Origin of the sequence: Synechococcus sp. UW106, from assembly GCF_900474015.1 — a bacterium.
GTDB lineage: Bacteria > Cyanobacteriota > Cyanobacteriia > PCC-6307 > Cyanobiaceae > Parasynechococcus.
This window is the reverse complement of sequence record NZ_UCNV01000009.1, coordinates 216,065-239,426: the sequence shown is the minus strand read 5'-3', so window position 1 is coordinate 239,426 and position 23,362 is coordinate 216,065. Positions and strand designations below refer to the sequence as shown.

General features: G+C 62.5%; 24 protein-coding genes. 14 read left to right on the top strand and 10 right to left on the bottom strand.

Annotated elements, in window-relative coordinates; genetic code table 11:
• Positions 1–38: 38 nt before the first annotated feature.
• The 3 genes from DXY30_RS14570 to DXY30_RS08910 are packed head-to-tail and all read right to left on the bottom strand — an operon-like array spanning position 39 to position 4,583.
• Positions 39–164: a hypothetical protein gene (locus DXY30_RS14570; protein ID WP_256359550.1), complete on the bottom strand. Its 126-nt coding sequence runs from the start codon at positions 162–164 to the stop codon at positions 39–41.
• Positions 161–3,439 carry an efflux RND transporter permease subunit gene (locus DXY30_RS08915; RefSeq protein ID WP_115094569.1) on the bottom strand — a complete coding sequence of 1,093 codons (3,279 nt, stop codon included), beginning with the start codon at positions 3,437–3,439 and terminating at the stop codon, positions 161–163. The genes DXY30_RS14570 and DXY30_RS08915 overlap by 4 nt, the downstream gene beginning before the upstream one ends.
• 4 nt (positions 3,440–3,443) lie before the next feature.
• The gene (locus tag DXY30_RS08910) at positions 3,444–4,583 is read right to left on the bottom strand and encodes an efflux RND transporter periplasmic adaptor subunit (RefSeq protein WP_115094568.1); all 1,140 of its coding nucleotides are present in this window, start codon (positions 4,581–4,583) and stop codon (positions 3,444–3,446) included.
• 82 nt (positions 4,584–4,665) lie between these two features.
• On the opposite strand from DXY30_RS08910, the gene mutT reads away from it, so the two are divergent.
• Entirely contained in the window at positions 4,666–5,793 is a 1,128-nt protein-coding gene (gene mutT / locus DXY30_RS08905) for an 8-oxo-dGTP diphosphatase MutT (protein ID WP_115094566.1), read from the top strand.
• A gap of 21 nt (positions 5,794–5,814) precedes the next feature.
• Positions 5,815–6,771, top strand: a complete 957-nt coding sequence (locus tag DXY30_RS08900) for a carbohydrate kinase (protein WP_115094564.1) — start codon at positions 5,815–5,817, stop codon at positions 6,769–6,771.
• Here the strand turns inward: DXY30_RS08900 and tsaE are convergent.
• The gene (gene tsaE / locus DXY30_RS08895; protein ID WP_115094964.1) at positions 6,738–7,253 is read right to left on the bottom strand and encodes a tRNA (adenosine(37)-N6)-threonylcarbamoyltransferase complex ATPase subunit type 1 TsaE; all 516 of its coding nucleotides are present in this window, start codon (positions 7,251–7,253) and stop codon (positions 6,738–6,740) included. The two genes, DXY30_RS08900 and tsaE, sit on opposite strands and share 34 nt — an antisense overlap.
• Positions 7,254–7,260: 7 nt before the next feature.
• On the opposite strand from tsaE, the gene ahcY reads away from it, so the two are divergent.
• Together ahcY and DXY30_RS08885 are read left to right on the top strand one after the other, a co-directional pair.
• Positions 7,261–8,691 (top strand): adenosylhomocysteinase, encoded by a 1,431-nt coding sequence (gene ahcY / locus DXY30_RS08890; protein ID WP_115094562.1) that lies wholly within the window; start codon positions 7,261–7,263, stop codon positions 8,689–8,691.
• A gap of 60 nt (positions 8,692–8,751) precedes the next feature.
• A complete protein-coding gene (locus tag DXY30_RS08885) occupies positions 8,752–9,411 on the top strand; it encodes a DedA family protein (RefSeq protein ID WP_115094559.1) in 660 nt (219 codons plus the stop codon).
• A gap of 30 nt (positions 9,412–9,441) precedes the next feature.
• On the opposite strand, the gene DXY30_RS08880 is transcribed toward DXY30_RS08885, so the two are convergent.
• Positions 9,442–9,819, bottom strand: a complete 378-nt coding sequence (locus DXY30_RS08880; RefSeq protein WP_115094557.1) for a single-stranded DNA-binding protein — start codon at positions 9,817–9,819, stop codon at positions 9,442–9,444.
• 142 nt (positions 9,820–9,961) lie between these two features.
• Here DXY30_RS08880 and DXY30_RS08875 point away from each other — a divergent pair, with 142 nt between their 5' ends.
• The 7 genes from DXY30_RS08875 to DXY30_RS08845 all read left to right on the top strand — a co-directional run bounded on the left by DXY30_RS08875 (position 9,962) and on the right by DXY30_RS08845 (position 16,291).
• Positions 9,962–11,014 (top strand): rod shape-determining protein, encoded by a 1,053-nt coding sequence (locus DXY30_RS08875; protein ID WP_115024844.1) that lies wholly within the window; start codon positions 9,962–9,964, stop codon positions 11,012–11,014.
• A gap of 4 nt (positions 11,015–11,018) precedes the next feature.
• Positions 11,019–11,765, top strand: coding sequence for a rod shape-determining protein MreC (gene mreC, locus DXY30_RS08870; RefSeq protein ID WP_115024843.1), 747 nt, complete (start codon positions 11,019–11,021; stop codon positions 11,763–11,765).
• Between the two features lie 14 nt (positions 11,766–11,779).
• Positions 11,780–12,289, top strand: coding sequence for a rod shape-determining protein MreD (locus tag DXY30_RS08865; protein WP_115094555.1), 510 nt, complete (start codon positions 11,780–11,782; stop codon positions 12,287–12,289).
• Positions 12,286–13,593: a sugar ABC transporter substrate-binding protein gene (locus DXY30_RS08860; protein WP_115094553.1), complete on the top strand. Its 1,308-nt coding sequence runs from the start codon at positions 12,286–12,288 to the stop codon at positions 13,591–13,593. Before DXY30_RS08865 ends, DXY30_RS08860 begins: the two co-directional genes overlap by 4 nt.
• Positions 13,594–13,685: 92 nt before the next feature.
• Positions 13,686–14,447, top strand: a complete 762-nt coding sequence (gene rpaB / locus DXY30_RS08855) for a response regulator transcription factor RpaB (RefSeq protein WP_170951232.1) — start codon at positions 13,686–13,688, stop codon at positions 14,445–14,447.
• 44 nt (positions 14,448–14,491) lie between these two features.
• Complete coding sequence (gene lysS, locus DXY30_RS08850) at positions 14,492–16,000, top strand: lysine--tRNA ligase (RefSeq protein ID WP_115094551.1); 1,509 nt, start codon at positions 14,492–14,494, stop codon at positions 15,998–16,000.
• A gap of 27 nt (positions 16,001–16,027) precedes the next feature.
• Positions 16,028–16,291 carry a hypothetical protein gene (locus DXY30_RS08845; protein WP_006851112.1) on the top strand — a complete coding sequence of 88 codons (264 nt, stop codon included), beginning with the start codon at positions 16,028–16,030 and terminating at the stop codon, positions 16,289–16,291.
• Position 16,292: 1 nt separating this feature from the next.
• On the opposite strand, the gene DXY30_RS08840 is transcribed toward DXY30_RS08845, so the two are convergent.
• The 4 genes from DXY30_RS08840 to egtB are packed head-to-tail and all read right to left on the bottom strand — an operon-like array spanning position 16,293 to position 19,133.
• A complete protein-coding gene (locus DXY30_RS08840; protein WP_115094549.1) occupies positions 16,293–16,772 on the bottom strand; it encodes a hercynine metabolism protein in 480 nt (159 codons plus the stop codon).
• A complete protein-coding gene (locus DXY30_RS08835) occupies positions 16,769–17,002 on the bottom strand; it encodes a hercynine metabolism small protein (RefSeq protein ID WP_115094548.1) in 234 nt (77 codons plus the stop codon). The genes DXY30_RS08840 and DXY30_RS08835 overlap by 4 nt, the downstream gene beginning before the upstream one ends.
• Positions 17,003–17,022: 20 nt before the next feature.
• Positions 17,023–17,976: an L-histidine N(alpha)-methyltransferase gene (egtD, locus tag DXY30_RS08830; protein WP_115094546.1), complete on the bottom strand. Its 954-nt coding sequence runs from the start codon at positions 17,974–17,976 to the stop codon at positions 17,023–17,025.
• Positions 17,973–19,133, bottom strand: coding sequence for an ergothioneine biosynthesis protein EgtB (egtB, locus tag DXY30_RS08825; protein ID WP_244281344.1), 1,161 nt, complete (start codon positions 19,131–19,133; stop codon positions 17,973–17,975). Before egtB ends, egtD begins: the two co-directional genes overlap by 4 nt.
• A gap of 68 nt (positions 19,134–19,201) precedes the next feature.
• Between egtB and DXY30_RS08820 the strand changes: the two genes are divergently transcribed.
• Positions 19,202–20,992, top strand: coding sequence for a serine/threonine protein kinase (locus tag DXY30_RS08820; RefSeq protein WP_115094961.1), 1,791 nt, complete (start codon positions 19,202–19,204; stop codon positions 20,990–20,992).
• On the opposite strand, the gene smpB is transcribed toward DXY30_RS08820, so the two are convergent.
• Positions 20,986–21,486: an SsrA-binding protein SmpB gene (gene smpB / locus DXY30_RS08815; RefSeq protein ID WP_115024835.1), complete on the bottom strand. Its 501-nt coding sequence runs from the start codon at positions 21,484–21,486 to the stop codon at positions 20,986–20,988. The two genes, DXY30_RS08820 and smpB, sit on opposite strands and share 7 nt — an antisense overlap.
• 50 nt (positions 21,487–21,536) lie before the next feature.
• Between smpB and ruvB the strand changes: the two genes are divergently transcribed.
• Positions 21,537–22,595: a Holliday junction branch migration DNA helicase RuvB gene (gene ruvB, locus DXY30_RS08810; RefSeq protein WP_115094544.1), complete on the top strand. Its 1,059-nt coding sequence runs from the start codon at positions 21,537–21,539 to the stop codon at positions 22,593–22,595.
• Positions 22,592–23,362, top strand: a complete 771-nt coding sequence (locus DXY30_RS08805; protein ID WP_115094542.1) for a tetratricopeptide repeat protein — start codon at positions 22,592–22,594, stop codon at positions 23,360–23,362. Before ruvB ends, DXY30_RS08805 begins: the two co-directional genes overlap by 4 nt.

Sequence of the window (23,362 nt, the reverse complement as noted above, 5' to 3'; positions counted from 1 at the left end):
GTGGGCGCCTGTTCGGCCGGCGCCGGCAGGGTGAAGCGTCAGTAGTTGGTGTTGGCCTCGAAGCCGTGGATCAGCCGCACCGCTGCAGCAGCATGGGGGTCGCCCATCAGGCTCCAGCCAATGGATCGTTGGTTCCAGCTCCAGAGATTGTTGCTCGGGCTCACGCCTTGCCTTGCTGTGCCGGTGCATCTTGGCGACTGAACAACCGCTGTTCGAGGTTTTTCACCAGCACATACACCGGCGGCACAACTCCAAGCGACAGCACGGTGGCCACCACCAGACCACCGAAGATCACGGTGCCCAAGGATTGCTGGCTGTGGGCGCCGGCGCCATTGGCCACCACCAGAGGCAGGAAGCCCGCCAGGGCGGCAATGGCCGTCATCAGGATGGGTCGCAGCCTTGATTCCGCGGATTGCACCGCTGCTTCGGTGATGCTCAGGCCCTGCTCCAGCTTCTGTTCGGCCACCTCCACGATCAGGATGCCGTTTTTGGCGGCCAGGCCGATCAGGGTCACCAGTCCCACCTGGGCATAGATGTTGAGGTCGATCGAGCGCATCGCCAAGAAGGTCAAGGCACCGAGCATGGCCAGGGGCACCGTGGCCAGGATGATCACGGGCGTGATGTAGCTCTCGTATTGGGCGGAGAGCACCAGGTACACAATCAGCACGCCCAGGCCGAATACCAGAACGCTGGCGTTACCGGCGGAGAGTTGCAGCTCAGCCAGTCCGGTGAAGGCGGAGCCGATGTTGGTGAAGTCGGCAGCATTGAACAGCGCTTGAATCTTGGTCAGGGCCTGACCACTGCTCTTGCCGATCGCTTCTGCTCCTTGGATCAGCACGGTGCGGTAGAGGTTGTAATGGCTGATCACCGGTGGCGCACTGCTCAGTTCAGCCGAGGCGAACTGCGACACCTGCACCAGCTCGCCATCGCGATCACGCACGTAATAACTCAGCACGTCGTCGATGGTCTGGCGTTGATCTGGTGTGCCCTGCACGTAGATGCTGCGCACCTGACCGCTCTCATACGTGAGCCCGGAGTAGTTGCCGCCAGTGAGAGCGGCGATGCTGTCCATCGCCTCCTGATAGTCGACGTTCAAAGCCCCCATTACATCGCGGTTCACCGACAGGCCGACGGCAGGAGAGCTGGGGTTGAACTGGGTGTAAAGCGTGGAGAAATCACCGCTGGCATTCCCCTCCTTGATCAGTTGATCCGCCAGATCCGACAGTTCATTGAGGCTGTACTGGCCGTTGCTCAGGTCGTTGAACTGGAAGTAAAAACCGCCTTGAGATGAGAAACCCGGCACCGCTGGCGGCCCTGATGCCGCCGCCAGCCCTTCGCTTAGCTGAATCAACTTGGTGTTTAAGCGCTTGATGATCGCGTCCGAGCTGTGGCTGGCTCCTTTGCGGTCCTCCAGGGGCCTCAATCCGAAGAAGAAGAAGCCTTGATCAGGGCTGGAGCCGTTGAAGCCGGAGCCGCTGATAATTCCGGCATTGGCCACGTCGTCTTCCTCGCTAAGCACCTTGGCGATCTGCATGCCGAGCTTTTTGGTTTCCACCAGGGAGGCGCCGTTCTGGAGTTGGAAGATGCCCAGGCCATAGCCCTGGTCTTCATCGGGGATGAAGGCGGTGGGCAGGGCTGTGAAGGCGAAGCCGGTCAGCACGATGCCCACGGCCAAGCCGCCGAGGATCAGCTGGCGCAGGGCGATCACCCGGGTGAGCAGGGCGGCGTAGGCCCGCTGTAGCCGGTCAAAGCCGGCATTGAACGCCTTGAAGATGCGCGGCAGGTTGGCTCCGGTTAGGGCGCCGATGCCCACGCCGGCCATGTAAGTCCAGCTGCCGAAGGCTGCGGCACTGAATCGCCCGAAGGCCAGACCCACGATCACACCCACAACAATCCAGGCGCGACCGCGCGGTTCGGGGGGTTTCTCCCGGGGCAGGATCAAACCCGAGAGCATCGGCGAGAAGCTGAGGGCGTTGAAGGCCGAAATGGCGATCGAGAAGGCGATCGTTAGGGCGAACTGCTTGTAGATGATGCCGATGCCGCCGGGGTAGAAGGCCACGGGAACAAACACCGCCATCAGCACCAGAGCTGTCGCTAACAGGGCACCGAACAACTCGCCCATGCAGGCCAGGGCTGCCTCGCGGGGCTTCATCCCCTGCTCGATGTTGGTGGACACGGCCTCGATCACCACGATGGCGTCGTCCACCACCAGACCCGTCGCCAGCACCAACCCCAGCAGTGTGAGTTGGTTGATTGAGAAGCCGAACACTTTCAGGAAGGCAAAGGTGCCGATCAGCGAGATCGGGATGGCCAGGCTGGGTACCACCGTGGCGCGCCAGTTCTGCAGGAACAGAAACAGGATCACCAGCACCAGCACGATGGCAAGACCCAGGGCATCAATTACCCCATCCACCGACGCCTCGATGAACTGACCGATGTCATAGATCTGATTCACCGTCACCCCGGGGGGAACAAGGCTGCGGAACTGATCGAGTTGTGCCATCACCGCATTGGACACATCCAGGGCATTGCTGGCCGGGGTTTGATAGATCGCCAGGGTCAGCGCCTCATGGCCGTTCTTGTCGATGCCCTGTACGGCGAAACTGTTGGTGCCGTAGCGCACCTCGCCCACGTCCTCGAGTTTGAGCAGGTTGCCTGAGGGGGAGCGGTTGACAATCAGGTTGTTGAAGTCTTCTAGGGAGGTGAGGTTGCCGTTGTTCTCCACCACGATCGGGTAGGTGTAGGCCTGATCCCCGGATGCCGGAGGCCCTCCCACCAGCCCCCCCACCGCCAAGCTGTTCTGGGATCCCACAGCATTGAGAACCTCCTCTGCGGTGAGCTGGTTGGCGGCGAGTTTGTCGGGATCGACGAACAGCCAGAAGGCGGGGTTGGCTCCACCAATCACGCTCACCGTGGCCACGCCTTCAACGCGCGATAGGGGGTAATAGAGCTGTTCGTAGACCAGGCCGTTGAGGTAGGCCGCGTCGTACTGGCCCTCAGATGAACTGATCTCGTAGGCCAGCAGAATCGAAGGGTTGCTCTGCTTCACCGAGACCCCGGTGGCCGAGACCTGCTCCGGCAGTTGCGGCGATGCCAGGGAGACCCGGTTCTGCACGTTCACCTGGTCGATATCGATATCGGTCGTCTGATCGAAGTAGACGTTGATCGAGCTGGAGCCCGTCATGTCGCTGGTGGAGGCGATGTAAGCCACCCCGGGCACTCCATTGATCTGTTGCTCGATCGGGTTGGTCACCGCTTGCTCGGTGACTTCGGCGTTAGCACCGGCATACGTCGCGCTCACTTGGATCAGCGGATCGGCGATGTTGGGCAGGTTGGCGATCGGCAGCGTGGGGATCGCAATCAGCCCCACCAGCACGATCAGGATGCTGCAGACCGTGGTGAGAACCGGCTTCTTGATGAAGTTGTCGGAGAAAGACATCGCTTCAGTTGGCTCCGCTCTTCACCTGCACCGGCATGCCACTGCGCAGGCGGCTGGTGTTGCTGATGGCCACCTGATCACCAGCGTTCAGGCCGGCCTTCACGGGGTAGGCGTTGTTCTGTAGATCGCCGAGCTGCACCTTGGTCTGCACCACGATCGGGGTGTCCGCTGGTAGCCGTTCCAGCTTTTTCACCACTTGCTCCGAGGCATTGGCTGAGGCTTTGATCTTGGGGAGTGCCTTGTTCAGGGGAACAACCTTGTAGACGAAGGGTTGCTGGGCCTGCATCATCACGGCCTGCACCGGCACCGCCAGGCTGGATTGGTTCCCAGTGATGATTTCGGAGGCTACGAACTGGCCGGTTTTGAGCTGTCCGGTGAGGTTGGGGAACTCCGCTTTCACCATCAGGGTGTTCGGGGCGTTGTTGCTGCCGCTGATGCCGTAGTAAGGAGACACGAAGGTGACCTCGCCTTCACCGCTCACCGCTGGTGTGGTCTGGGAGACCAGCTTGACCGTTTGGCCCACCTTCACTGCTGAAGCCTCGGAGGCGGGAATCTCCATCAGCGTCCACAGGGTGGAGTTGTCGACGATGCCGGTAATCGTCTCCCCGGTTTTGACGTAATCGCCGAGCTTCACCGAATCCAGATCGCCGATCACACCGTCGATTGGTGCGCGGACGAACTTGTAGCCCAGTTCCGCAGCATCCGAGCGGGCTTCGTCCTCAGCCTTCACCGCTTCGTTGGCGTAGCGATCCCGCTCCTTCGCTGAAACGGCACCTTGCTTGTAGAGATACTCGTAGCGTTCAGCATTGAGGACGTCCTTGCGGGCTTCGCTGCGGGCCGCATCCAGCGCGGCACTTTGCTGAACGTTGTCGAGCACCAGGATCACCTGGCCCGCTTTGACGGGTTGGCCAGCGGTGGCAAGGATCTGCACCACGGTGCCATCAATTTGAGGCTTTACCTCCACATTGCTCGTGGATTCCAGCGGGCTGATCGCTTCGATCGCGGGGAAGAATGTCGCTTGCTCGATCCGGCTGGTCTGGATCGAGAGAAACTGCTTGGCTGGCTTTGTCCCGCATCCGCTGAGGCTCAGCACCACACCGCTGGCGACGAGCAGCGCTGCCTTCGTGGCTGATCGCATGGCCATGGTGGGCAGTGGACAGCTGGTATCTGCTGAACGTAGGAATGTCGGCGATAGATGTCGGCGTTTTGACGCGAATCGCGAACTCATGGGCGCTCTGACTGAGGCCGATGCGGCAGTTTTATCGACAGCCTTGCTGGCTTGGTGGGAGCGTCATGGCCGCGGCGGTATTCCCTGGAAGCTGTTGCACGGTGGTGTGCGTCCTGCTCAGCAGCAGAACCTGGACCCCTACGGCATCTGGATCGCTGAGGTGATGCTGCAGCAGACCCAGTTGGCGGTGGTGCTCCCCTACTGGACGCGTTGGATGGCGGCGTTCCCCACAGTTGAAGCCCTGGCCGCGGCGTCGCTGGATGAGGTGCGGCTGCAGTGGCAGGGCCTCGGCTATTACTCGCGGGCCCGCCGGCTACATGAGGCGGCGCAGCTGCTGGTGGGCGGGCCTTGGCCCCGCACCTTGGAGGGCTGGATGGCGTTGCCGGGCATCGGTCGCACCACTGCCGGCAGCATCCTCTCCAGTGCCTTTAATGCTCCGCTGCCGATCTTGGATGGCAACGTAAAACGGGTGCTGGCGCGGTTGACGGCCCATTCGCGACCGCCGGCCCGCGATGACGCCCTGTTTTGGGGTTGGAGTGAGGCGGTGCTCGATCCGGTGCGGCCACGGGATGTAAACCAGGCGTTGATGGATCTGGGGGCCACGGTTTGCACGCCGCGCTCTCCATCTTGTGATCGATGCCCCTGGCGGGTGCACTGTGCTGCCTACGCTGCCGGCGATCCTCGTCGCTGGCCCGTGACCGACGCCCCCAAGCCCCTGCCCTTCCAGGTGATCGGTGTGGGTGTTGTTCTCAACGTGGCAGGGGATGTGTTGATTGACCAGCGGCTGGAGGAAGGCTTGCTGGGAGGGATGTGGGAGTTCCCCGGTGGCAAAAAGGAAGAGGGCGAAACGATTGAAACTTGCATCGCCCGCGAGTTGGAGGAGGAACTCGGCATTGCCGTGACGGTTGGCGATGAATTGATCACTGTTGATCACGCCTACAGCCACAAGAAGCTGAGGTTCGTTGTGCATCTCTGCGCCTGGGTCTCGGGGGAGCCGCAGCCCCTCGCCAGCCAGCAGGTGCGTTGGGTGCGGCCAATTGATCTAGGGACTTACGCCTTTCCGGCGGCCAACGCTCGGATTATTGAGGCCTTGCTTGGCAGGTTGGACTGCTCTGCCCACTCTTAGGGAAGGTCCTTGTGAGGTCGGATGGCACCTGATCCTGTTGTCGTCTGTCTTGGTGAAGCCCTGATCGATCGGCTCGGTCCTCCCGGCGGTGACCCGGCTGTGGATGTGCCGGTGGACGATCGTCTGGGCGGTGCGCCAGCGAACGTGGCCTGTGGCTTGGCCCGCTTGGGCACACCAGTGGCCTTTGCCGGTCGATTGGGGCAGGACGCCATTGGTGAGGCGTTTGTCAGTTTGTTTGCCGAGCGTGGCTTGGACACTGCACTGCTGCAGCGGGATGCGGAGCGTCCCAGTCGCATCGTGCTGGTGCGCCGTTCGCGCGATGGTGAAAGGCAGTTTCAGGGCTTTGCCGGGGATGAAGGGGCTGGTTTCGCCGACCAGGCTCTTGATCCCGTTCCAGTGCCCCAGGCCCAATGGTTGTTGATTGGCACGCTTTCGCTTGCTGCACCATGCTCGGCATCTGCTTTGCTTGCGGCCGTGAGCCAGGCTCGAAGCCAGGGCACGGCGATTGCCCTCGATGTGAACTGGCGCCCCACTTTCTGGCACGCAACGGCCGATCCCGGGGCGGGGCCGTCCGCAGCGGCGAAGGCGGAGATTGAATCCCTCCTGGATCAAGCGGCTCTGATCAAGCTGGCGCGGGAGGAAGCTCTTTGGTTTTTCAACACTGATGATCCCGGCGCGATTCAGCAGGCCCTGCCCCAGCGGCCGGATGTGGTGGTCACTGATGGTGCGGCCCCGGTGCGTTGGCAATTGGGGGACGACTCAGGCCGGCAGTCCGCCTTTCAGCCCCCCACCGTCGTGGATACCACTGGTGCCGGCGATGCCTTCACAGCCGGGCTGTTGCACCGGTGGGCTGCTCCGCCCCATGAGCGCATTCGATTTGCGGCCGCCTGTGGCGCGTTGGTTTGTGGTGGTGCTGGAGGTATTGATCCGCAGCCCACGCAAGCTCAGGTGGAGGCTTTTCTGGGGAGGGTGAGCTGAGCGAGTCGGCCTTTGTCGTGGTGACGCAGATTGAGGCACCAGGCTTCCGGTAGGTCGAGGCCAAGCCGTTCCGGCCACTCAACCGCCATTAATGCCCCTGCCGCGCGCGCCTCTTCTTCCTCTTGCAGAAACAGTTCATCGGCGGAAGCCGGTTGCTCCAGGCGATAAAGATCGAGGTGCACCAGCTGCGGTGTTCCCTGGGGGTAGTGCTGTGCCAGGGCAAAGGTGGGGCTGGTGATCGGTTCGGTGATCCCAAGGCCCTCCGCGAGACCTTGAACAAAAGATGTTTTGCCGGCTCCCAGGGGGCCGCTCAGCAGCAGAATCGCTCCGTTTGGAAGCTGCTTCGCAAGCATTCGGCCAAGGGCTCTTGTCATCTCAAGGGTCTCAAGGGGCCAGACATGCCCTGTAGAGTCCGGCTCAAGCGAGCCCGAAGCCTCGGCGCCTCTGCAGAGATTCAACTCCACGTTTGTTTTAGGGAGCATTAAAACCATGGTGGCAGCGCCCACGTCCCCGGCTGAGCTGAAGCTCGGCGTCGATTGCGTCATCGCCGACATCAATCAGGCTGATTTTGGCCGCAAGGAACTCGACATCGCCGAGACCGAGATGCCTGGTCTGATGGCGTTGCGGGAGAAGTATGGCAGCGAGAAGCCTCTCAAGGGTGCCCGCATCGCCGGCTCTCTGCACATGACGATTCAGACCGCCGTTCTGATCGAAACCCTGGTGGAGCTTGGGGCTGAGGTTCGCTGGGCCTCCTGCAATATTTTCTCCACTCAGGATCACGCTGCTGCGGCAATTGCTGCTAGCGGAATTCCTGTCTTCGCTGTTAAAGGCGAGACCCTTGAGGAGTACTGGGACTACACCCACCGCATCCTCGAGTGGAGCGACGGCGGTTCTCCCAACATGATCTTGGACGACGGCGGCGATGCCACCGGTCTGGTGATGTTGGGCAGCAAGGCAGAGCAGGACATCACTGTTCTGGACAATCCCGGGAACGAAGAGGAGACTTTCCTGTTCGCTTCCATCAAAAAGAAGCTGGCGCAAGATTCCAGCTTCTATTCCCGCACCAAGGCCCAAATCCAGGGTGTGACCGAGGAGACCACAACGGGTGTGGCGCGTCTTTACAAGATGCAGAAAAGCGGTGAACTTCCTTTCCCCGCAATCAACGTCAACGACTCGGTCACCAAGAGCAAGTTCGACAATCTCTATGGCTGCCGCGAGTCACTGGTGGACAGCATCAAGCGTGCCACCGACGTGATGGTGGCGGGCAAGCAGGCCCTGGTGGTTGGCTACGGAGATGTGGGCAAGGGTTCGGCCCAGTCCCTGCGTGGCCTTGGTGCCACCGTCTGCATTGCGGAAGTGGATCCGATCTGTGCCCTGCAGGCCGCCATGGAGGGCTACCGCGTTGTCCGTCTGGAAGACGTTGTCGAGGAGATGGACATCTTCGTCACCGCCACCGGCAACTACCAGGTGATCCGCAACGAGCACCTGGTGAAGATGAAGGACGAGGCCATCGTCTGCAACATCGGCCACTTCGACAATGAGATCGATGTCGCTTCCCTCAAAGCGTACGACTGGGAGAACATCAAGCCGCAGGTCGACCACATCACCTTGCCCAGCGGTAACAAGATCATCCTGTTGGCTGAAGGCCGCTTGGTGAACCTGGGTTGCGCCACCGGTCACCCCAGCTTTGTGATGAGCAACTCGTTCACCAACCAGGTGCTGGCTCAGATCGAACTGTTCACCAAGGGCAACGAGTACGGCAAAGAGGTGTATGTGCTGCCCAAGCACCTCGATGAGATGGTGGCCCGTCTTCACCTCGGCCGCATCGGCGCCAAGCTCACCGAGCTCAGCAAGGATCAGGCCGACTACATCAACGTGCCGGTGGAAGGTCCTTACAAGCCCGACCACTACCGCTACTGATCACCATCACGCTGATCGTCATGGCCCCATGGAAGACTTGCGCCATACAGCGCAGTCTCCATGGGGCTTTCTGATCTGATCACACAACTGCCCGAGTTGATCGGCCAGGCGGTGGAGGCGAACCAGTGGCTGGGTTACATCGCGATCTTCGCGGCGATGTTTCTCGAGAATCTTTTCCCGCCGATTCCGTCCGAACTGATCATGCCCCTCGGGGGCTTTTATGTGCAGCAGGGTCAGCTGGATCTGGTGCCGGTGGTGCTCGCTGGTTTATTGGGCACGGTTCTCGGTGCCCTGCCCTGGTATGGGATCGGACGCTTGATCAACGAGGAACGCATCGAAGCCTGGTTGCAGCGCCACGGACGTTGGATTGGTATCAGTGCTGATGAGCTCGCCCGTAGTCGCCGCTGGTTCAGCCGTTACGGCACAGCCCTGGTGTTTTGGGGACGTCTTGTGCCGGGGATTCGCACACTGATCTCGGTGCCAGCGGGCATTGAAATGATGCCGATGGCGCCGTTCCTGCTCTGGACCACGGCCGGCAGCTTGATCTGGACGGCCTTGCTCACCGTAGCCGGAATGGTGTTGGGAGAGGGCTATAGCAATGTCGAGCTATGGATTGACCCGGTCTCAAAGGCGGTGAAGGTGCTGCTGGTGGTGGCTGTTTTGGCGGGCTCGATCTGGTTGGGACTGCGCATCTGGCGCCGGCGTCAGTCGCCTGACTGAGCACCGGCGCTGGGCGCTTTCTCAGAAGGCTCAGAAGGGAATGTCCTCATCGGAGGCCTGGCCACCAAAGCTGCCGCTTGCTTCCTGGTTGTCGCGTTTGGAGCCCAGTAGTTCCAGTCGATCCACACGGACCACAGGCTTGCTGCGCTCTTCCCCGCTGGCACGGTCGGTCCAGCGATCCAGCTTGAAGCTGCCGATGATGCCGAGTAAGGATCCCTTCTTCACGTAATCCGCGGCGACCTGGGCCTGCTTGCCCCAGATCTCAAGGTTGAACCAGTCGGGTTCGTCGTCGCGGCTGCGACGGTTCACCGCCATGGTGAGGTTGGCCACCATGCTTCCGGATTCGAAGTAGCGCACTTCGGGATCGCGGCCGGCACGGCCGACGAGAGTGACGGAATTGACGCCCATAGACAAATAATCTCCTGAATTTGGATTCATGATGCGGCACCGGTTGGGTGACTGCTTTTAAGGAGTTCCACCAAGGCCGCCGGGTGTAACAGGCAACTGTGAAGAACGCCCCTATGATCCGGCGGTCTTGACTGCGGTGTCTGTGTTCTTTCGTCGTTTCCAGCTGTCGCGTGACATCGGCATCGACCTCGGCACTGCCAACACCCTTATTTATGTTTCTGGTCGCGGCATTGTGCTGCAGGAGCCTTCCGTGGTGGCTCTAGATCTGGAGCGTGGCGCCACCCTGGCGGTGGGCGATGAAGCCAAGTTGATGCTTGGGCGTACCCCCGGAAACATCAGGGCAGTCCGTCCGCTGCGCGACGGGGTGATTGCGGATTTCGATGCCGCTGAGCAGATGCTCAAAACCTTCATCACCAAAGGCAACGAGGGCCGCGGCATCTTGGCCCCACGTCTGGTGGTGGGCATTCCCAGTGGAGTGACAGGCGTTGAGCGTCGTGCCGTGCGGGAAGCAGGTATGGCCGGTGCCCGTGAGGTGCACTTAATTGATGAGCCTGTGGCGGCGGCGATTGGTGCGGGCCTTCCGGTCACCGAGCCTGTCGGCACGATGATCGTCGACATCGGGGGCGGCACCACCGAGGTGGCGGTGTTGAGCCTTGGCGGAACAGTGTTGAGTGAATCCGTGCGCGTCGCGGGCGATGAGATCAGCGACGCGATCGGCGTCTATCTGAAAAAAGTGCACAACATGGTGGTGGGTGAACGCACGGCCGAGGACATCAAGATCCGCATCGGCTCTGCTTTCCCTGACGATGAATTCGATCAGCAGTCCATGGATGTGAGGGGCCTGCACTTGCTCTCAGGGCTGCCCCGCACGATAAACCTCAAGGCTGGTGATCTGCGTGAAGCGATTGCAGAACCTCTCAACGTGATCGTTGAAGCGGTGAAGCGCACGCTGGAGCGCACCCCTCCCGAGCTCGCGGCCGACATCGTGGATCGCGGCATCATGCTTGCCGGAGGCGGTGCGTTGGTGCGGGGCATCAGCGATCTGATCAGCCACGAGACCGGCATCTTTGTCCATATCGCCGAAGACCCGCTGCTTTGTGTGGTGAACGGTTGCGGCCAGGTGCTGGAGGACTGGAAGCGCCTTCAGCGGGTGGTCGATACCCCGGAATTCGTCCGCTCCGCCGCAGGCGCCTGAAGCTATGGCCCCAACGCTCCGTCCCGGCAAGAGCCGCTGGCGTGGATTGGGGCAACTCACCCCCTGGTTTCTCCTGGTGGTGGCCTTGTTGCTGGTGCGTCTGAGCAAGGGCGCTGGTTTCAGCGACGCCTATGCCTTGGTTAGCCGTCCCTTTTGGCCTGGGTCTGCCCAGCGGGAATGGGTCACTGCTGCTGCGGATCTGGAGGACCGCTCCCGCCTGCAGCTTTTAGAAGACGACAACCGTCGCTTGCGGGGTCTGCTGGAGCTTCAGCAACAGGGAGCGGCAGAGGGAGAGGTGCCTGCCGCCGTCATCTCCCGTTCGCCGCGGGGATGGTGGCAGCAACTGGAGCTGGGCAAAGGTTCGCTCCAGGGCCTGGGCCAGGGCGACGCTGTTCTGGGGCCTGGAGGCTTGGTGGGACGCATCGCCAGCGTCACCCCCGCCACGGCGCGGGTGAAGTTGCTCACCGCGCCAGGCCACGAGATCGGTGTCTGGCTGCCCCGCAGCCGTCGCCATGGGCTGCTGGTGGGCCGCGGCAGCAGCCGCCTGTCGCTCCGCTTCATCGACAAGGACCCGGATGTGCGGCCTGGGGATTTGGTGGCTACCTCGCCAGCCAGCACCCTGTTGCCCCCCAATGTGCCTGTGGGGGTGATTCAGTCGGTGGATGAGCAGGCTGTTCCAGCACCCACAGCGGTTGTTCAGTTGATCGCAGCGCCGGAGGCGATCGACTGGGTGCAGGTGCAGACCCGTTGAGATGAGCTGTTGAGATGAGTCGTCTGCACCGCCAACCGATCTGTGTGGCTTCGGCTCTGCTGGTGCCGTTGCTGGCCTTGGCATCGCCGGCCTGGTTGGCCATCGATGGTGTTGGTCCTGCCTGGGCTGTGCTTTGGCTGTTGCCTTGGGCTCTCGTGGACGGTCCTGTATCGGGGGCGTTGGCTGGTGTGGCTCTGGGGCTGGTGCTGGATGGTCTCAACCACAGCGGTTTGAGTCAGGTGCCGGCTCTGCTGCTGTTGGGCTGGTGGTGGGGACGTCTGGGGCGGCGTGCGGCACCGATTCAACGCAGCCTGAATCTGGGGTTGTTGGCCTGGCTTGGTTCGGTGGGTCTCGGTCTGTCGTTGATCCTGCAGCTCTGGCTGCGTCAGGGTGGAGTCTTGGATCCCCTCACCCAGAGCTGGGGTCTGCAGACCTTGTGGTGTCAGGCCTTGGTAACGGGTTTGCTGGCGCCAGTGTTGGTGTCGTTGCAGTTGCTGCTCTGGCGCAGGAGGGTCCCCTCATGAGGCTGACGCGTCGGGATTTACTGCTGGGGGCGGCGGCCCTAGGGCTCGCTGCCTGTGGGCGAAGCAAGCCGCAGGCCAGGGAACTGGAGTTGTGGACCCTGCAGTTGGCACCGAAGTTCAATCCCTACTTCGCGGATCTTCTCGGGGCATGGACCCGTCTTCATCCCGACGCCCCTGTGCGTTGGACCGATCTGCCCTGGGGGTCGGTGGAACGCAAGTTGCTGGCGGCTGTGTTTGCACGAACGGCTCCGGATGTGGTGAACCTCAATCCGCCGTTCGCGGCCAATCTGGCCAGCAAGGGGGGGCTGGCGGACTTGACCCCCCTTCTGCCGGCTGACGCTGCTGGTCGTTATCTGCCGGCGGTATGGGAGGCCTGCCGCGATCCCGATGCCGGGCAGATCGCGGTGCCTTGGTACCTGACCGTGCGGTTGAGTCTGGTGAACCGTGCGTTGTTGGATCAAGCCGGGATTGCTGCACCGCCAACCCGGTGGGATCAGGTGCCGGCTTTTGCGCGTCGCATCCGGCAGCGCACGGGCCGTTACGGCCTTTTCCTCACTACGGTTCCGGATGACTCGGCGGAGCTCCTGGAAACCCTTGTGCAGATGGGGGTGACCCTGCTCGATTCCAAACGCCGGGCCGCCTTTGACAGCCCAGCGGGTCGCCGGGCCTTCCGCTTCTGGAGTGATTTGTATAAGGAGGGGCTGTTGCCGCGGGAGGTGGTGAGTCAAGGCCAGCGTCGGGCGATCGAGTTGTTCCAGAGCGGCGATCTGGCGCTTGCGGCCACGGGGGCGGAGTTTTTGCGCAGCATCCAGACCAACGCCCCACGGGTGGCGGCGGTGACAGAACCCCATCCCCCGGTGACCGGTGTTGATGGCACCGCCAATGTGGCCTTGATGACGTTGGCTGTCCCGCGTCAGAGCCAGCGTGCTCAGGACGCCGTGGACTTGGCGTTGTTTCTGACCAATGCAGATCAACAGGCGCGCTTTGCGGCCGAGGCCCGGGTGTTGCCGTCGTCGCTTGAGGCTTTGGCCCTGGTGCGTGCGGAGTTGGAGCAGGAGGTGCCGGCTTCAGCTTTGGAACGTCAGATTCGACAGGCCCGCCTGTTATCCGCCAGCACCCTGGATCGAGCCCGGGTTTTGGTGCCGGCGTTGCCGGGCATCAAGCGCCTGCAGAAGATCATCTACACCCAGATGCAGCGGGCGATGTTGGCCCAGGTCAGCCCTGATCAGGCCATAACAGATGCCGCGTCGGAATGGAACAGTTACGCCCGTTCACGCTGGCCAGAGACTGACTCCAATTCTTAAGACAATCAGTAAACCACCTGCGCGCCAGGCTGTTTGCGTCGATCTTCAACCCCTGACCGGTATGGTTGCAGCTCGTTAAGGGTTTGATTCGGATGATGGGCAACCTGCCCTCACAACCGAAAGCGACCATTCTCGTCGTCGATGACGAGGCTGCTGTTCGGCGCGTTTTGGTTATGCGCCTTCAGTTGTCTGGGTACCGCGTCATCTGCGCCGAGGACGGTGAGCAGGCCCTGGAAATGTTCCACAACGAGTCTCCTGACTTGGTGGTGCTCGACGTGATGCTGCCGAAGCTGGATGGCTTTGCAGTGTGTCGCCGCCTTCGGGCTGAATCGTGTGTGCCGATCATCTTCCTTTCGGCTGTTGAGGCGATCTCAGAGAGGGTCGCTGGTCTTGATTTAGGCGCCGATGATTATTTGCCCAAACCCTTCAGTCCTAAGGAATTAGAAGCGCGTATTTCTACAATTCTGCGCCGGGTGGGCCGGGGCAACGCTGTCGTTGAAAGCCGCGAAATACCCACAGGTCAGGGTGTGCTTCGCCTCGGCGATCTGGTCGTCGACACCAATCGACGTCAAGTCACCCGTGGTTCGGAGCGCATCAACCTCACATATACAGAGTTCAGCTTGCTTGAGTTGTTGTTCCGTGAGCCAGGCCATGTGGTTCCTCGGGCGGAGATCCTCGAACAACTTTGGGGCTATCCCCCACGTCGCGCTGCTGACCTTCGGGTGGTCGATGTTTATGTCGCTCGGCTGCGAGGAAAACTGGAGCCTGACCCCCGTAATCCGGAGCTGATTCTCACGGTCCGCGGCATCGGTTATGCCTCCCAGCGGATGGGCGAGGCCTCCGCAGCGGTTTGACCAACCCGCGGCCGGGCAGGATGGCGCCCGACTGATCTGCTGCTGTGTCTGAGCTGCGCGATACCCGTCTGGAAAAGGCGAGGGCATTAAAGGAGCTGGGGCAAGGGCCCTATGCCCTGACCTTCAACCCCAGCCACCGCATGGCTGAGCTGCAGGAGACCCATGCCGATCTGCCTAAGGGCGAAGAACGGGACGTCAGCGTTTCCGTGGCAGGACGGGTGATGACGCGCCGGGTGATGGGAAAACTGGCCTTTTTCACCCTTGCGGATGAGACGGGATCCATCCAGTTGTTTTTGGAGAAGGCGGGTCTTGAGGCACAGCAGGAGGGTTGGTTCAAACAGATCACCTCTCTTGTGGACAGTGGCGACTGGCTGGGGGTGACCGGCACCCTCCGTCGTACCGACCGTGGAGAACTGTCGGTGAAGGTGAGCGACTGGCGCATGCTCACGAAGGCGCTGCAACCGCTGCCGGATAAGTGGCATGGTCTGGCCGATGTGGAGAAGCGCTACCGCCAGCGCTACCTCGACCTGGTCGTCTCCCCTGACAGCCGTGAGACCTTCCGGCGCCGTGCCCGCTTGGTGAGTGGCATCCGTCGTTGGCTCGATCAGCGGGATTTTCTTGAGATCGAGACCCCCGTCTTGCAGAGCGAGCCCGGTGGTGCCGACGCACGGCCGTTCGAGACCCATCACAACGCGCTCGACCTCCCCCTCACCCTGAGGATTGCGACGGAGTTGCACCTGAAGCGCTTGGTGGTGGGCGGTTTTGAGCGGGTGTACGAGCTGGGCCGGATCTTCCGCAATGAGGGGGTCAGCACCCGCCACAATCCTGAGTTCACCTCGGTGGAGGTCTATCAGGCCTACAGCGATTACATCGGGATGATGGAGCTCACCGAGCAGATGGTCAGCGCGGTGTGTCAGGAGGTCTGCGGGACAACCACCATCACGTATCAGGGCACCGAGATCGATCTCGCGCCTCCGTGGCGCAGAGCCACGATGCACGACCTTGTGCAGGAGGCGACGGGGCTTGATTTCACGAGTTTCAGCAGTCGGGCGGCGGCTGCCGCGGCGATGACTGCTCAGGGCTTGCATGCGCCTGAACTGGCCGATTCGGTGGGCCGTCTACTCAACGAGGCCTTCGAGCAAGCGGTGGAGACGACCCTGATTCAGCCGACCTTCGTGACCGATTATCCAGTGGAGATTTCGCCCTTGGCCCGGCCACATCGCAGCAAGCCCGGACTGGTGGAACGCTTCGAGTTGTTCATCGTCGGGCGCGAGCACGCCAATGCCTTTAGTGAACTCACTGATCCTGTGGATCAACGTCAGCGACTGGAGGCCCAGCAGGAGCGCAAGGCGGCCGGCGACCTTGAAGCTCAGGGCCTGGATGAGGATTTCGTCACGGCCCTGGAGGTGGGCATGCCCCCCACGGGAGGTTTGGGCATTGGTATTGACCGACTGGTGATGCTCCTTACAGACAGTCCCTCGATCCGCGATGTGATCGCATTCCCACTTTTGAAACCGGAGGTTCGCAAGCAGGACACACCCTCAGTGGAATAATGAAGGGAGTGGCATAGTCCAATCCTCATGAGTGGAGAACGCGTCGGGTTTCGCTTCAAGCACGCTGATGCAGTGGTCAAGCGGAATCCCCAGGGCCGTTCCCGCAGGGGATGGGTGATGGAGCCGGTCGAGCAGACCACCAGCCGCGGCACCAAGATGCCCGCCTATCGCATCCGCTGGCGCGACAGTGAGCGACCGGAGATCGTGCTGCAGCACATGTTGATCGCTGATCCCGACCCCACACCTCCGCCCGAGGGTGTCAGCCTTGAGCCTCCCGCTCCCAAGGCCTGAGTTAAGTCAGTCCAGAGTCGCGGCGTAGCTGGTCCAACTCTTGCTCCGCTTCAAACAACGCCCAGTCCTTCTCCAATGTTGAGGGGCTGGGCGTTTGCCGTTGCTGGACAAGCTCACCCAGCTGCCGTTCCACTTCATTGAAGCGGCGTCCCAGGTCTTCCAGGTCGGCCCAGAGGGCTCGTCCCTGGTTCATCAGGCTGCTGAGGTGCTGTTCGGCCCGCTTGGCTAGCTCGTCTGCTCCAGCTGCCCTGGCGCGGTCAACCCGGCTGCGCCAACCCCGCACGTCGTCGGCAAGCCGGAGCAGCTGCTGGCGTTGCTGCTTCGCTTCGCTTTGCAGTTGCTGGCGTTGCCGTTGCAGGGCTCCGGCTCGATCCCTCAGGTGCTGTTCGCTGAACAGGTTGTCTTGGACGGGGTTGTTGCGCAGAAAGGCGGAGAGCCTTGCGTCCAGCTCCCGCTCCAACTGCTCCAGCCAGCTGCTCATGCTTCGCCGGGTGTAGTGATCACCGGTTTTTCGATCTCTTTTTCCAGGGGCTCGATTGCGGCTGTTTTGGAGTTGAGAATCATCATGGTGAGTTGAGCCGCTTTGACCTCGCCCACTTCACCTTCCAATTCCCCCAGGCGATCAAAGGCCGCCATGTACACCGCCTCCAGCTCCTTGATCAGCTGCTCGCGCTGCTGCTTGATCGCCTGACGCCGTTCGTCTTTTTTCATGCCGCCGTGAGCTCTTGAGCTCAGTTTGCCGGCAAAAGCAGATGCAGAGCGATCTGCTGGTGTGGATCCTCCCAGCGGCGCTCAATCCGCCAGCCAGCCCGTGCCACAAGGGCGGCTGCGGCCCCCGGCGAATACTTGACGCTGTGTTCGGTGATCCAGGCCTCGCCGTCCCGGAAGGACCAGGCGTTGCCGGCCAGGTGCACGGTCTGATCCCGTCTGCTGATAAGGGCCATTTCGATCCGCTGCTGCTGCGGTTGCCAGCTGGCCTGGTAACGGAACTGCGCGGGATCGGCATCGCCCTGGAGGTCGCGATTGAGTCGCTGCAGCAGATTGTGGGCGAAGCTGGCGGACACGCCGGCTGCATCGTCGTAGGCCGCTTCCATCAGTGCTGGCTCTCGCGGTTGATCCAACCCCAGCAGCAGCGGGCCTCCAGCCAACAGCTGCCGGGCATTGCGGAGGAAGTGCACGGCGTCCTCCGGGGTGAAGTTGCCCAGGGAGCTGCCAGGGAAGAAGCCGATGCGCCGTTGTTTCTCTAGAGCGGGGTGTGGCGGCAGCTGTGGAAGGCGGGTGTGATCACAGCAGATGCCCACCATGGCGGTCTTCGGGTGCCGGGCGGCGAGACCGGAAAGGGCCTCCTCCAGGGCGCTGAGGCTGATGTCCAAGGCGGCGAAGACGCTGCTGCCGAGGGCCGTGAGCAACGGATCCACTTTGCGAGCGTTGCCGATGCCGAACTCCACCACCAGCCCGGGTCCCGTTGCGGCGGCGATAGCGGGCGCATGGTCTTCCAACAGGGTGATTTCCCGTTGGGTGAGGGTGTATTCCGGCTGCCGGCAGATCTCGGCGAACAGCCGTGATCCTTCGGCGTCGTAGAGCATCCAGGCTGGTAACTGGCGGGGGCTGCGCCGCAGACCCTCGTCGACCAGGCGCACCAGATCCGCCGGGGGTGGGTGGAGGTTGAGCAGGGTGATGTTCATCGGGCTAAACGGATGCCCGCGGCCATCCAGCGGCTCGCCGGCTGGAAGAAATTGCGGTAGGTGTCGCGCTCGTGGCCTGGAGGGGTGAGCCAGCTGCTGCCCCGCAGCACCATCTGTGAACTCATGAATTTGCCGTTGTATTCGCCGATGGGCCCCTCTACCGGGAGGAAGCCGGGATAGGGGCTGTAGGCACTGGAGGTCCACTGCCACAGCACCCGGTGGGCCTGCTTCATGGCGCTGCCGTGTACGCCACAAGCGTGCTCCCATTCCGCTTCTGTAGGGAGACGGGTACCGCTCCAGCGGGCATAGGCATCCGCTTCGAACCAGCTCAGATGCCGCACGGGTGCCTGGGGGTCGCGGCGGCGGCGTCCCGCCAGGGTGAACTCGTCGTTGTCTCCGCCCCAGTAGCGCGGAGCCTGCCACTGGTGCTGCTGGATCAAGGTCCATCCTTCACTCATCCACAGTTCGGCGCGCTGATAGCCCCCGTCAGCGATGAAGGCTGCGTAAGCGCCGTTGCTCACCAGGGTGCTGCTCAGCTCAAACGGCTCCAGCCACACCCGGTGCCGCGGTGTCTCGTTGTCGAAGTGAAAGCCGTCGCCCTGGTGGCCGATCTCCACCAGGCCGCCAGGGCAGGGGAGCCATTGGTCTGGCTCCATCTGCAGGGTCAGCTCGGCGTCTGGGTTGTAGGTGGGTTCCAGAGGCTGGCGGTGGAAGCCATCCAATAGGTCCATCAGCAGCAGTTCCTGGTGCTGCTGTTCGTGGTGCAGCCCAAGCTCCACCAGGGCTATTAAGTCTTCGGGTGGCTTCTGCAGCAGCTCTTCCAGTCCGGCATCCACCCGTTGGCGCCAGGCCAGCACCGCGCCGATGGCCGGGCGGCTGAGCAAGCCTCGTTGTGGTCGGGGATGGCGGTCTCCGACGGCCTCGTAATAGGAGTTGAATTGATAGTTCCAGAGCGCGTCGCAGGCCTTGTGCCCAGGTGCGTGGGGTTGAAGCACAAAGGTGTCGAAGAACCAGGTGGTGTGGCCCAGATGCCATTTGGGTGGGCTGGCATCCGCCATCCCTTGAATCATCAGGTCTTCCGGTTCCAGGGGTGCGATCAGTGCTTCGCTGCGGCGCCGCACCGCCAGCAGGGTGTCCAGCAGCACGGGTCCGGCCAATCTTCTGCGGACCCTAGGGGCTGCTGCAGACCATCGGTACCATCAGCCCATTGAATTGGCTGATTTACTTGAGCGGTTCCGGCACTCTGCTGGTGGAGCGTTACCGCCTGGAGGAGCGGCTCAGTGGGCCCGATCCGGTGCAGGGATCCCTTTGGCGTGCCGTGGATGTGATGGCTGGTGATGTGCCAGTGGCCATCCGCCAACTGGAGACCACGGCAGCCCAGCAGCGACTGCAGGGGATCTGGCCCCAGTTGCAGTCGTTAACGCATCCCCAGTTGCCCCGCTGCGGAGAGCTGTTCGAGTTGGATGGGGCGATTTGGCTCGTTCGCGACTGGCAGGACGGCGTCGCTTACGACGTGCTGCGACGGCAAACGCGCTTCGGTGCCGGCGATGTGCTGTTGCTGCTGCGCCAGATCCTGCCTTTGCTGGAGATGTTCCATGGCTGCGGGCTTGTTCACGGTGATGTGAATCCCCGCCATCTGTTGCGTCGCGGCAGTGATGGCCTGCCTGTACTGCTGGATGGTGGTCGGATGCAGCGGGAGGGCGCCACCTCGAAGGAGTCTGCCTGTAGGGATCTGCATGACCTGGGGGTCACCGCTCTGGAGTTGCTCAGCGGCAAGGAGTCATCAGCCCTGATGGCCACAAATGGCGAGGACGGGTCCTGGCCGGAGGGTCTTTCGCTTGAGCCGGGATTTCGCCAGGTGTTGGAGCGCCTTCTCTCTGAAGCACCGGAGCGCCGTTTCAGCGAAGCATCCGATGTCCTCAAGGCTTTGGGTTCGGTTGTGTTGCCCGCATCAGTGACTGATCCCAGCGTCCCGGAGCTCACCGTGTCGCCGCGAACCAGCCGGGCCATGGCCCGCGAGCAGGGAGCGGAGGGTCGTCTCTGGCCCGTGGTTATTGCTCTGGCCCTGTCGGCCCTGGTGGGTTCCGCTATCGGCTGGTTGCTGCTCCCACGCACTTCCCCGATAGAAAAGGGCCCCCGCATAGGCCGAGATAGGGCGATTCAGCAGCCTGCTCTCAGCCTGCCGCCGGCGGAGCTGGATCAGCGCCAGCAGCTGTTCAGCCGGTTGCGGGCCCTTCAGGTGGATCGCGATTGGTTCCTCAAGTTGGTGGATGCCAGCCTGACCAGCCGTTTCCCTGCGGGGGGCGACAGCCTCCGTTCGGAATCGCTAGATGATGCGGCGCTGCGACAGGTCTGGAGCGAGCTGGCGGAGGGATGGTTGGCCCGGATCGAGCAGCTGCCGCCGGCGATCCGGGCCCGGTTGGGGCGTCTGCGGGATGTGGACTGGGAGCAGCCGCGTCTGGCGCTGCAGCAACAGAGTGTTCATCCAAGGGTGGTGGAGCATCTGGTGAGTGCCGCGGCTCAGGATCTGCTGCCGGGCACGATGCAGGGCCGCAAACCAGCGGAACCCTTCCGTCAGCTTTGGATTGCAGCGGCGATGGAGAGTCTTGATGACGTCGAAATCGTGCGACTTAAGGCGCGTCCTCTGGAACCCACCAACACGTCTTTGCGCATTCCTGCCGGTGGCGCTCGCCTCGTGCTGGTGCAGGTTCCGGACGGTGATGCCCTGGCCCTTGGCATCAACGGCACTCCGCTGATGCAGATGGTGGTGTTCGGTGCGAATGGGCAGGTGGTGGAGGAGCGCGGCCCGCTGCGGGTGGCCAGGATTGCCGCTGAGGCGGGTTCACCCCTGCAGGTGCTGATCACCAACGAGGGGGTCTCCTCCGGTCTGTTCACCTTGTCCTGTAGAGCAGACCGTCCTCGTCCTCCCCTGCCGGCAGTGGACCTGGATCCGCTGCCCGACTCGGCCACGGGGGAATTGGTGAGGCCACCGGGGCTGGATTCGAACGATCAGTAGCGAGCTATCGCCGCCTTCACCTCTTTCTTGGATTGCTTCTCCTTTTCGGCGGCCCGCTTGTCGTGCAACTTGCGACCTTTGACCAGCCCGATGGTGAGCTTGATCCAGGACCCCTTGAGGTGAAGGTTGAGGGGAATCAGCGTGAGACCTTTCTGATCCACCAAACCGCGCAGCTTGTCGATCTCGCGGCGATGGGCCAGAAGTTTGCGGGTGCGCAGCGGGTCGTGGTTGAAGTAGTTGCTGGCATGGGTGTGGGGTGAGATGTGCACGTTGTGCAATTGCAGTTCCCCACTGCGGATCAGGCAGAAGCCATCGCGCAGGTTGGCCTTGCCGTTCCGGATTGACTTCACTTCGGTGCCCACTAGCTCGATGCCGGTTTCCAGGGTCTCGAGGATCTCGTATTGATGTCGGGCCTGACGGTTGTCGGCCAGCATCCGATTGGCAGCGGCCCGTGCTGCGGCTGCTGCTGCTTTTTTCGCTCCTCCCTTGGCCATGGCTCTGGCTGTGTCTTCCGACCCTATCCAGGTCTGGGTACCCTGCCCGCATGGCGATTGTCTCCTCCAGTTCCGGTCGCAAGCCAGCACGCCGTCCCGAAGCGCTGGTGGACCCCCAGCCGGCCCCTGAAGAGGCGGTGAGTCGGCCGGAAGACAAGCTTCGGCCCCAGCGCTTGGCCGATTACATCGGTCAGAGCGAGCTGAAGCAGGTGCTGGGCATTGCGGTGCAAGCGGCACTCGGCCGCGGCGATGCCCTCGATCATGTGCTGCTCTACGGCCCGCCGGGTTTGGGCAAAACCACCATGGCCATGGTGTTGGCCGAGGAGATGGGGGTTCAGTGCAAGGTCACCAGTGCGCCGGCCCTGGAACGCCCGCGCGACATCGTTGGTCTGTTGGTCAACTTGCAGCCCCGCGATCTGCTGTTCATTGACGAGATTCACCGTCTCAGCCGGGTTGCGGAGGAGTTGCTGTATCCGGCGATGGAAGACCGTCGCTTGGATCTCACCGTGGGCAAGGGCAGCACGGCGCGCACCCGCTCCCTTGACCTGCCGCCGTTCACCCTGGTGGGGGCCACCACCCGCGCCGGATCGCTGAGCTCCCCGCTGCGGGACCGCTTCGGCCTGATTCAGCGGTTGGAGTTCTACGGCCAGTCGGATTTGGAGGCGATTGTGTCACGCACCGCAGGGTTGATCGGGTTGACCCTGACGCCTGAGGCTCGCAGCAGCATTGCGGCCTCCTGTCGCGGCACTCCGCGGATCGCTAATCGTTTGCTGCGCCGGGTGCGGGATGTGGCCAGCGTCCGCGGTGGTGGCATGAGCGGTAGCGATGGCACCATTGATCAGGCTCTGGTGGGAGAGGCCCTCAGCCTCCACCGGGTCGACCATCGCGGCCTTGATGCCAGTGACCGTCGGCTATTGCAGCTGCTGATTGACCACCATGGAGGTGGCCCGGTGGGCCTGGAGACCCTGGCGGCGGCCCTCGGAGATGACCCCGTCACCTTGGAAACGGTGGTGGAACCGTTTTTGTTGCAGCAGGGGCTGTTGATGCGCACCCCCCGCGGCCGGATGGTCACGGATGCGGCCCGCAGCCATCTGGCGGAGGCGGCATGAACCGGCTTCTGGTGCTGTTGCTGAGCCTGGTGCTGGTGCTGGTGCTGCCGGTGCAGGCCCTGGATCTTCAGGGGCTCTATGAGCAGGCGCTGACGGCGAGCCGTCAGGGAGATTTTGCTGAGGCGTTGCCCCTCTGGGACCGCTTCCTGGAGCAGGCCCCAGAGGATGCAGCCGCACTGAGCAACCGCGGCAATGTTCGTCTTGCCCTTGGGGATGCTTCAGGGGCCATCGAAGACCAGAGCGCCTCGATCGTTTTGGCGCCGGAGGAAAGCGACCCACGCCTCAACCGGGGCACGGCGGAGGAGGCGCTTCAGGAGTGGTCCGCAGCGGCAGACGACTATCTCTGGATCCTGGAGCGGTATCCAGACGATGCCTCAGCCCTTTACAACCTGGCCAATGTGCGCGGCTCGCAGGGGGATTGGCCTCAGGCCCGTTCGCTCTACGGCCAGGCTGCCCTTGCCCGTCCTGGTTTTGCGATGGCCCGTTCCAGCGAGGCCCTGGCGGCTTGGCAGTCGGGAGATCTCGATTGGGCGGAGGCGGAATTGCGCAAGCTGATCCGTCGCTATCCCTTGTTTGCCGATGCTCGGGCAGCCCTCAGTGGCCTGCTCTGGCGTGAGGGATCTAGCGGTGAAGCCGAAAGCCACTGGGCTGCGGCAGCGGGTTTGGACCAGCGCTACCGCCAGGCGGATTGGCTGCAACAAGTGCGCCGTTGGCCGCCGCAGCCGACGGCGGATCTGATGGCATTCCTGGCCTTGGAGGCCTCCTGA